General features: G+C 55.5%; 9 protein-coding genes. 2 read left to right on the plus strand and 7 right to left on the minus strand.

Annotation, left to right across the window (positions count from 1 at the left end; genetic code table 11):
• Nucleotides 1-336: 336 nt before the first annotated feature.
• Complete coding sequence (locus VNX88_03860) at nucleotides 337-711, plus strand: hypothetical protein (protein HWY67773.1); 375 nt, start codon at nucleotides 337-339, stop codon at nucleotides 709-711.
• A gap of 113 nt (nucleotides 712-824) precedes the next feature.
• Here VNX88_03860 and VNX88_03865 read toward each other — a convergent pair whose 3' ends face one another.
• Nucleotides 825-2,567: an Ig-like domain-containing protein gene (locus VNX88_03865; GenBank protein ID HWY67774.1), complete on the minus strand. Its 1,743-nt coding sequence runs from the start codon at nucleotides 2,565-2,567 to the stop codon at nucleotides 825-827.
• A gap of 219 nt (nucleotides 2,568-2,786) precedes the next feature.
• On the opposite strand from VNX88_03865, the gene VNX88_03870 reads away from it, so the two are divergent.
• Complete coding sequence (locus VNX88_03870; protein ID HWY67775.1) at nucleotides 2,787-5,066, plus strand: winged helix-turn-helix domain-containing protein; 2,280 nt, start codon at nucleotides 2,787-2,789, stop codon at nucleotides 5,064-5,066.
• A 247-nt stretch (nucleotides 5,067-5,313) separates the two neighbouring features.
• On the opposite strand, the gene VNX88_03875 is transcribed toward VNX88_03870, so the two are convergent.
• From VNX88_03875 to VNX88_03900, 6 genes are all read right to left on the minus strand, one after another.
• On the minus strand, nucleotides 5,314-5,808 hold the full coding sequence (locus tag VNX88_03875) for a cupin domain-containing protein (protein ID HWY67776.1): 495 nt from the start codon (nucleotides 5,806-5,808) through the stop codon (nucleotides 5,314-5,316).
• Nucleotides 5,809-5,879: 71 nt separating this feature from the next.
• Nucleotides 5,880-6,263: a hypothetical protein gene (locus tag VNX88_03880; GenBank protein ID HWY67777.1), complete on the minus strand. Its 384-nt coding sequence runs from the start codon at nucleotides 6,261-6,263 to the stop codon at nucleotides 5,880-5,882.
• 207 nt (nucleotides 6,264-6,470) lie between these two features.
• Complete coding sequence (locus VNX88_03885) at nucleotides 6,471-6,878, minus strand: hypothetical protein (protein ID HWY67778.1); 408 nt, start codon at nucleotides 6,876-6,878, stop codon at nucleotides 6,471-6,473.
• Nucleotides 6,875-7,387, minus strand: a complete 513-nt coding sequence (locus VNX88_03890) for a VOC family protein (protein ID HWY67779.1) — start codon at nucleotides 7,385-7,387, stop codon at nucleotides 6,875-6,877. Before VNX88_03890 ends, VNX88_03885 begins: the two co-directional genes overlap by 4 nt.
• A gap of 134 nt (nucleotides 7,388-7,521) precedes the next feature.
• Nucleotides 7,522-8,172, minus strand: a complete 651-nt coding sequence (locus tag VNX88_03895; GenBank protein HWY67780.1) for an AraC family transcriptional regulator — start codon at nucleotides 8,170-8,172, stop codon at nucleotides 7,522-7,524.
• A gap of 481 nt (nucleotides 8,173-8,653) precedes the next feature.
• Nucleotides 8,654-8,887, minus strand: a 234-nt coding sequence (locus VNX88_03900) for a helix-turn-helix transcriptional regulator (protein HWY67781.1), incomplete at its 5' end; no start/stop codon positions are given.

Below are 8,887 nucleotides of genomic sequence, written 5' to 3' on the forward strand. Positions count from 1 at the left end.
ATCATTTGACACTCCCCGAGTCCCCGAGTAGGCTCTTGGGCGCTCCCCAGCCCCAATCGCTCCCTCTGCTCAGGCCCTAGCTCCTTATCTGCATCTGCTTTTCGTGTGCTCGCCCCCAGTCGAGCAACTTTGAACTCAATTTGTCGCGAGGAGGAAGAACGTGAAACTCTGGCGAACTGCTTTTACTTCATGTCTGCTGCTGATCGCAATCGGCGCTTCTGCTCAGACCGTTATCAACAGTGATGTTCACAACCCGAGAGGACTGAAGTTTGGGCCCGATGGACACCTCTATGTCGCCGAAGGCGGCACGGGTGGAACGAAGTCGAGTGCCGGTCTGTGCCGCAGGTCGTCCCACCCGTCGGACCTTACACCGGCGACTTCAATGCGCGGATTTCAAAAATCAACGTAGCCACCGGCGCGCGCACGACGGTCGTCGATCATCTGCCGTCGTCGCAAACTTCCGCTGCGCTAGGTTCGTTAGTGAGTGGCGTTGCCGATGTGGCATTCATTGGCGACACGCTCTACGCGGTCCTGGCCGGCGCCGGCTGCTCGCATGGTCTCGCCGGCACGGCCAACATCGTGTTCCGCGTGAACAGCAACGGATCGATTACGCCGATCGCCGACCTCAGCGCTTTCTATAAGAACCATCGCGTTGCCCATCCCGAACCCGACGACTTCGAGCCGGACGGAACCTGGTACAGCATGCTATGAAGGTCAAAGTCCCGGTTGCAGCATCAATCCTGTACACCGAGACGTTATTTGAGCCGGAATTCGCCACAAAGGGAAACTTCTCCGACGGATCGATAGCGATTCGCGGTCAGGCATCACTTAGACAGTGCTCTAAAGGTCTCCGCTGAGCCAAGAGAATACGCGCAGAGAGTATCGACCCGTCCTCCATCGCTATTTCCGCCTGCGACCAGCACTGTGCCATCCGGAAGCAGCGTCGAGGTATGCGCAGTGCGCCGTGTTCCCATCGACGCCGTCTCTGCAAAAAAACCGGTCGCGGGCTCATAGATTTCTGCAGTATTCAAAACGCCCTGAATTGCGGTACCGCCGCCGGCTATCAAGACGTTGCCGTCCGGTAGCAGGGTCGCCATGTGTTCCTCTCGGGCTTCCACCATGCTGCCCGTGGGCGTGAATGTTCCCGTTGCCGGATCATAAAGCTCCGCGGTCGACGCGATCATTGTTGCCGGCGAACCTGCGCAGCTGGAGCTACTGACTGAAGCGATACTAATCACTCCACCCGTGACGAGCACTTTCCCGCTGGTCAGAAGGGTGGCAGTGTGTCCGCCGCGTGCGGTTCCCATGTTGCCTGTCGGCGCGAAAGAGCCCGTGAGCGGATCGTATAGCTCAGCCGTCGAGAGTGCGTTAAAAGCGAAACTCGACGGAAGTAGGAATGTCGTCAAACCTCCGGCGATCAGGACTTTTCCGTTCGGCAGGAGCGTTGCTGTGTGTGAGTAGCGCGGTGTGCCCATGGCGCCGGCGGGAATGAACGAATTTGCGGCCGGATCGTAGAGCTCGACGCTCGCGGAAGCGGCGCCGAAAGCTGGGAATCCGAATCCTCCCTCGTTACCTCCGCCGGCAAGCAATACCTGCCCATTGGGCAACAGAGTGGCGGTATGCGCAGCACGAAGTGTGCTCATATCCTTCGTACCGGAGAAAGTACCGGTGGCTGGATCGAACAGTTCTGCAGAGGCCAGAGTTGGAGGTTGATCAAGACCGACTCCAAAGCCGCCGGTCACGAGCACGTTCCCATTTTGGAGAAGCGTCGCGGTATGCCAATCGCGGGGCGAGATCATCCGTCCGGTGAGCACGAACGAATGGGTCGCCGGATCATAAAGTTCGGCATCGGACTGGCCCGCTTCTTCAAAATCCTCGGTAGGACCCTGGCTCCCTCCGGCCATGAGAACTCTGCCGTCATTGAGGAGCGTTGCGGTGTGAACGCCGGCTACGCGGTTCATATTCGCGTTGGGCGAAAAGGCACCAGTAGTCTCTCCAACGCTGATGGTGGCCATGCCGCTCCTGCTCGGATCTGCGGCGCTGGTAGCGATCAGGTGGAAGGTGCCCGAGAATGCAGGCGCGCTGTAAAGCCCGGCAGAGGTTACCGTACCGCCAGTTGTACCTTCTTGAATGGTCCAGGTGACCGTCTGGTTCGCTGCGGGGGGACTTACGCTAACGGTGAACTGCTGCGTCCCTCCAATCGGCAGAATAGCTATAGCTGGCGTCACTGTTAGCGAGGGAATCGAACTGACGGTGATCGTGACTGATGCCGTCGCGGGTGCGGCGCCCGAACGGCTGGCGGTGACCATATAAATCATCGTCCCTGTTGAGTTCGGGAATACGGAAAAGCTGCCATTGCAAGGAACTGAGCCTGAATTGGTTGGACCCGAAAGCGTACAGCTCGATGCGTTTGTAGCCGTGATGCTGAGCGTGTCGGACTGACCAATGAGTATGTTCGTCGTCGAAGCAGTGAGCGTCACTGTGGGAGCGGTGGAGCCGGCTCCTCCGCCGCCGCATCCGAGAGCGAATACAACGGTCAGGTTCACGAGAACAACGAAAACTTTCATGGTGACGACCTCGCTGCTCTAGCCTGTTATTGGCTTCGATTGCAGGCACTGTCGCGCTCCAGCGTTTCTAGCTCAATGCCGCGCCTGTCCTATTGACCTCACATTGACGTCGCAGGCCATCTATTTGGAGTCATTGGGGTTCGCCGCCTCCTCGGAGTTGAGGAGAGCGGCTGCGTTCGGTGCTACACTCTCCGCTACCCATCCTTTGCGAGAAATAAGATGGAAGTCGTAAGCGGAGCGGTTCATTTCGGCGCTTTCGAGGTCGATTTGCGCACCGAAGAACTCCGCAAGCATGGGCTGAAACTGCGGCTGCCCCGACAGTCGTTTCAAGTTCTAGTCCTGCTGTTGCAACATCCGGGCGAGCTCGTGAGCCGGGAGGAGTTGCGCGAAAAACTCTGGTCGGCTGAAACATTTGTGGACTTTGACCACGGACTGAATGCGTCCGTCAATCGCCTGCGGGAAGCGCTCGGGGATTCGGCCGAGCAACCGCAATTCATCGAGACACTCCCGCGTCGCGGCTATCGGTTTATCGGGTCAATAACTGCGCCTTCAGAGCGCCCCTCTGTGCTGAAGGGTTTACAGGCAGTTGGCGCCGCCGCACTGGCGCTCGCCGTGACGACGGATGCGGCAGTGGATGGCCATCCTCACGCTTCTTCGGGTAGCTTCCCGTTCGCGGAAGATTCCCCGAAAATGATCCGAGGAAGGCGGCGACTTAATTCGTGGGTAGCGGTGGCAGTCCTGTCGCTTTTTGCTCTTGGTAGTCTCGCGATACTCTTCACACGTTGGCGGAACAACACTTCGGCAGCATCTGGCTTGGTCATAACGCCCTTGCCTGGCCTTGAAAATGCACTTGTAGCCGCAGTTTCACCAGATGGCAAATACGTAGCTTACAAGGAACGTGGAAAGGGTACATCTGCCTCCTTATGGATCCGTCATCTGCCGACTGGCAGCATCACTCAACTGGTACCCGAGCAGGAGCTCTCCTTATTGCAATTATCGTTCACTCCAGATGGCAACTATGTTCATTACACCCGTCTGGAGCCGGAGAATGTTGGACAGTCCACAGCCGTATATGAGATTCCGATCCTCGGCGGAATTCCCAAAATGCTTCTCGACCATGTCGCTTCAGGTCTGGCTGTCTCGCCTGATGGCAAACGATGGGCTTACGCTGTCTGGGATTTCTCTTCTTCTATCTTTCGGCTCGTTGTTTCCGATGTCGGTGGCAGCGAAGTGAAGATTCTGGCTTCGCGGCGCGGAGACGAGGGTAGCTTCGGAAATGAACCCGCGTGGTCCCCGGACGGACGCCTGATAGCAACTACCAGTGACATGGAAGCGAATGGTAAGCATTTCAGTGCAATCGAGATTTTCCCTGCATCGGGCGGCCCATCACGTTTGATCAAAATTGCAGAACGCGTGCGGAGAGTCCTCTGGATGCCGAACGGGAGCGGACTAGTCGTGATTGCACGCGACGCAGCTCCCAAGTCACCGGGCCAAATCTGGTTCCAACCCTATCCGGAGGGCGCAGCCCGCCAAATGACGCACGATACCGATGACTATAACGAAATCAGCATCACAGCAGATGGAAAAACCGTAGTTGCGGCGCAGGAAGCCACGTTCTTCACTACCTGGGTCGCCACCGACCTCAGATTCTCGGAAGTTTCATCGAATAAAGATGAAACTGTCGCAGGTTGGCTGGACAACGATCACCTATTGCTTGTCGTTCGCAACCAAGAATTGTTCGAGTTAAATTCGGACGGATCAAGCCGAAGACTGCTGTTTAGTGACGGTAAGCGCATCGATAATGCGGCAGCGTGCGGAGACGGTGAACACATTCTCTTTTCTCGACGGACGGGTTCGGCTTCTGAGTTGTTTCGCATTGATCGTAAGGAAAATAGAGCAGTCAGGATTGCAACTAATACACTTGGAATGGGAGACTGTTCACCTGATGGCAAATGGGTCGTCTTCAGCCGATATGTTCGCCCACACGCTTCGCTCTGGCGAGCTGGAATCGATGGAAGAGGTGAGACTGAGTTGCCGCAGATTGATGAGGAGAGTACTGATGAGATTGCACAGGCGCTCCTGCCATCGATTTCGCCAGATGGAACGCACATTGCCTATATTAACAGCCTTCTGAGCACAACTGCCGGAAAGCCGCCAATGCGATGGCGGATTTGCTTGATTCCGTCTGAGGGCGGAGCGAACAAAATGGTAGGCGATTCTTGGTTCGTCCCAACTCGGTCATCGGAAGTGGAGGACTTCCAACGGATGGGGCCTCCGCGCTTTTCGTCTGATGGCAAATCAATTGAGTATTTGAAAAACACCGGTGGAGAACACGAATTATGGACGCAGCCCCTGACCGGTGGCCCACCACATAGGATCGTAAATATTCCTGCTGAGACTGTGGAATTTTTTAGTTGGTCTCCCAATGGGCACAAGCTCGTCGTCGCGGCCTCCAGGCGTTATCGGAATATCGTGAGAATTGAAGGATTGGTTCATTGAGATCTAGCGTTGAGTTCTTTTGCGGGGTTGGCACTTCCTCGGTTCGTACGAATGGCCGAGTAATGTCGGGAACAGGCGGGTGGCGCAGCCTGATTTTTTTCGTGTGCAACGCCCAGGCTGTGGGTGCCGCACTCCGCGGGCTTTTTCGCGGGGTGCGCAATCGAGCAGTATGGGAGACCCCTGAGAGAGACAAAACCAGAAACAGAGCACTACTCAATTCTAAGGGTGCGCCACCCGTCCTGGGACGTTACTCATCGATGGGCGGCCCAACAATGCCTGATCCGAATGGTTCGACTACAGTAGATAGCTCTTCCAGCGACAAGCCGACAAGCTTGGGGTAAAGCTCTTCTACTCCACCTGGTGAAAAGAAGGTCGACATGCGGATCGGAGCGTTCGAACGATTCCTCCACGCGTGATGTGCGCCTGCGGGAATAACCACAATTGAGCCGACGGAGGCGTTGAAAACGTTGCCGTGGATGCTGAAGGTCACAGACCCTTCAAGGATGTGAACAATTTCATCTTCCGCATGGAAGTGCATAGGTGTTGCTGTGCCTGGCGCCGCGATATTTTCCATAATTGCATAGCGGCCATTCACCTGCGTTCCGTGAACCCGAATGCACAATCGTTCTCCGGCGATTGCCTCAAACCATTTGATGGTGTCATGGTGAGTGACAATAGGTGCACGTTGTTCGAGTGCATGATCAGATCCAGACTCCGTGCCGAACTTGTGGGGATTATTCATCAGAATTTCTCTTTTGTGGAGTGAAAGTTTTCGTTTTCTTACTTAGGATTGAAACACTTCAGCTAGCATCTTTATTCCCTGTCGGCATGTCGATATCCGAGAACGGAAGAACGCGAGAACGATTTGCCGGGACTAAGGCCCGGTTCTCGAATCGCCCCATCTAGCCAGATCGAAGTCTGTTCGGGCAATGCCGGTTCATGATGATCGGGCGGTTCATGAACGCCATCATCTCTTTGAGGTTCTGACCGTGGTTGTTGGAGCAACATGTGGGCGAGGGCGAGGGCAACGTGCGTCACTGTCCAGTGCTCGTGCTCGCCGACCTCAAGGATTCGGCCGGCGAACGGGTAGTCCTGGTTCCGCGCCAACTCTCGAATCTCTACCCATAGCGTCTCTGCGTCGGCTTCCATCAAGCGGGCGCTTACCTCGCTAATGCGTTTACTCCTAGCTTCGAGCATGTGTACCCCCTACTTCGCGCCTTGCTTGTTGATCAGGTATCTCGCCGGGCCCCCTCGTAGGAAGCCTCACCTGCGATTGCGACCTTGCCTTGCATTACAGTGCAAGTCTTTTGCTACGGTGGTCCCAAATTTATTTGTTGTCCGCTGTGATCTTTGTTTGTCAGTCCCCGCTTGTCAGTCCCCTTGCTGGTTTTGCAACTCTATCGACTACATCGCATAAGACACGCGAGCGCGTGTTGTATTCCCGGCGCTGTGAGTCGCGCGCGGCAATATATGCTGCCGGATAAGCAGCATCGTCTCCGATACCGAACAGAATTCCCCGACCTTCGGCTGTACAACCAGGGCAATCCTAGAAAGTACAAGCCTGGGTATCTGGTGACTGACTCCATGCTTCTGGATGGGATATCGGTCCGAATCGACGACTGGCAACTTCACGAAGCTGAAATCAAAAGCGTATCCCGTTGCCCACATAACAGTGGAGATTCCCACCCGTTGCGAGTTCAGTTCTGTCAACTCTTCCTGCTGATAGCCATCGAGCAATCGTGGGATGCTCTCGGTCGGAGCGGCCAACCCGACACGGCTAATGTAATCGTCGATCTTGCTTAGTCTTCTCAAGCAGCGCCTCGTCCGGCTGCGAGAGATCGAGGGGTTCGGCATAAGGGCTGCGTGCAGCTCAGATCCTCTGTGGGCCAGTAGACTTCGATCGTGTTGCCGTCAGGATCGTCGAAATAGAAGGCGAAGGACACGCGGTGGTTAAAGACGAACTTGATCGGAATATTCTTCTTCACAAAGCGCGCGTGGATGGACCGGAACTCGGCGAGTAAAAAGACCTTGAAGGCGATGTGCGCAAAAACGGGGTTGGCGAACAAGGCTATTTCGTGCGATTCCTCATCGGGACGGCTGCTCAGGAAGGCGGTCGCTCCGAGCGAATGATCGGGCGCGCTCCCGCCGACGATCTCCATGCCAAGAACGTCCCTGTAGAATTCCGCCGCCGCCGGGTTTGTAGCGCGTAATCCAACGTGGTGGATACCGGTGTTCGGGCAGCCAGCGTGCTTTCTCCTAGAGGCCTCCTTGGCGGACCATGCTTTACCACGGCTCAAGCTGGTATGCAATTTAACAGACATATACAGATGCTCCTTTGACCGCGCGGCCGTATCGTTGCCAAACGTTAGTGTGCGCGCAGAGTTTGATGGCCGTTTGACCATCATCGAGAGCATAGCGAGGGGGTTAAGAAGTTACTCACGAAAAGGAGCCATTCTTACAGAATCAAACCATAATTGCGGCGGTATTCGCGCGGGGCTACCCCGACGATTCTGCGGAAGGTGTTCGAAAAATGTCCATGGCTCGAAAAACCACAGTCTAGCGCGATATCGATCAGAGAATTGGAAGCTTTCTGCAGCAGGATCTTTGCTTCTTCGATCCGCAGGTGCGTTAGCCACTGATGCGGGGAGTATCCCGTCGATGCCCGAAAGGTACGCAAGAAATGAGTTCGGCTGTATCCGCTTTCTGCAGCGATGGTATGTAGATCAAGGTTGGTGGCGAGGTCAGCCCGCATCCTGTCGAGAACGCGCTGCAGAATTCGAGTCGGCATCTTCCCAGATTGTGACGGTTTGGGACCTCGTAGTCCGCTGGAAAGCTGTCGAAATCTCAGAGCGAGAGCGTGAGCTAAGTGATCCGCATATAGCCTTCCCGATGCCCCCTGTGAATTTGCTTCTGCCGCCAAGAGCTTGACTATGCCTTGCAGAGAATCATCACGAAGATTCGCGGTCGGTCGAAACTCCACTGTTGAAGGCGCGCCCAGATCGCCTCCGACTTCGGCCACCAACTTAGGGTCCAGGGCGCACGAGATCGCTGTGGCGTCGGTAAATCGCCGGCATGCACCGATCAGACCTGCAGAATAAAGTTTCATGTCTCCTGGAGAGAAGGAGTAGGGGAGGAAGTGCGCGCGCTCCCATGAGGTTTCCCCTCGCGCTACATGGCTGGTACAGAGCACAACTAAATGGTGAGTGGAAGCAGAATCGTTTCGTTCACCTGGAAACATCCTATGATGTTCCAGGTAAACTCCATCCCATCCTAGTTTGTTGCTGGAGGACAGCCGGGCAGAAGATCCACGCACAAAAGCGTTGATCGCGGCGAGCGCGGGAGCGCTTCGCGTTTCCAACTCTCTACCATCAGTCCTTTCCTCGTTTCTAGTAAATTCTTCCTTTAAGCGCAGTCGCATCATGATGATTTGGCTGGTCCGCTTTAGCCACCTGCGTTTCGATGATTGAGCATCACTGGAGGTGCATGAATATACCGTGAATATTTCATTTGCTCCGCGTCGAGCAGAAAAGCGTCACCGTCAGCTAATTCTGCGGCCCGGAGCTCACCCTCTCGTTGGCTGTGAAGAATTAGGCGAGTCTCGCTTGACGGAACTGCGTGGGACTCATCTTGCAGAGAGCACGGAACACTCTTGCAAAGTGCTGTTGGGTTTGGAATCCACACGCAATGGCTACATCGAGGACGCGTGCGTCTTCTTTTACCAGCAGCTCCTTGGCTCGCTCCACCCGTGCCCTCAAAACAAATTGGTGCGGAGCAACTCCCGTCGATTGATGGAACATTTGAGAGAAGTATGCCGGGCTCAG

The sequence above is a fragment of the Terriglobales bacterium genome (genome assembly GCA_035567895.1).
Classification (GTDB): domain Bacteria; phylum Acidobacteriota; class Terriglobia; order Terriglobales; family Acidobacteriaceae; genus Gp1-AA112.

What these genes read in the sequence shown, in the direction of transcription:
- VNX88_03865 (HWY67774.1), bottom strand. Translation starts at nt 2,567, where the DNA reads ATGAAAGTTTTCGTTGTTCTCGTGAACCTGACCGTTGTATTCGCTCTC.
- VNX88_03890 (HWY67779.1), bottom strand. Translation starts at nt 7,387, where the DNA reads ATGTCTGTTAAATTGCATACCAGCTTGAGCCGTGGTAAAGCATGGTCC.
- VNX88_03875 (HWY67776.1), bottom strand. Translation starts at nt 5,808, where the DNA reads ATGAATAATCCCCACAAGTTCGGCACGGAGTCTGGATCTGATCATGCA.
- VNX88_03895 (HWY67780.1), bottom strand. Translation starts at nt 8,172, where the DNA reads ATGAAACTTTATTCTGCAGGTCTGATCGGTGCATGCCGGCGATTTACC.
- VNX88_03880 (HWY67777.1), bottom strand. Translation starts at nt 6,263, where the DNA reads ATGCTCGAAGCTAGGAGTAAACGCATTAGCGAGGTAAGCGCCCGCTTG.
- VNX88_03870 (HWY67775.1), top strand. Translation starts at nt 2,787, where the DNA reads ATGGAAGTCGTAAGCGGAGCGGTTCATTTCGGCGCTTTCGAGGTCGAT.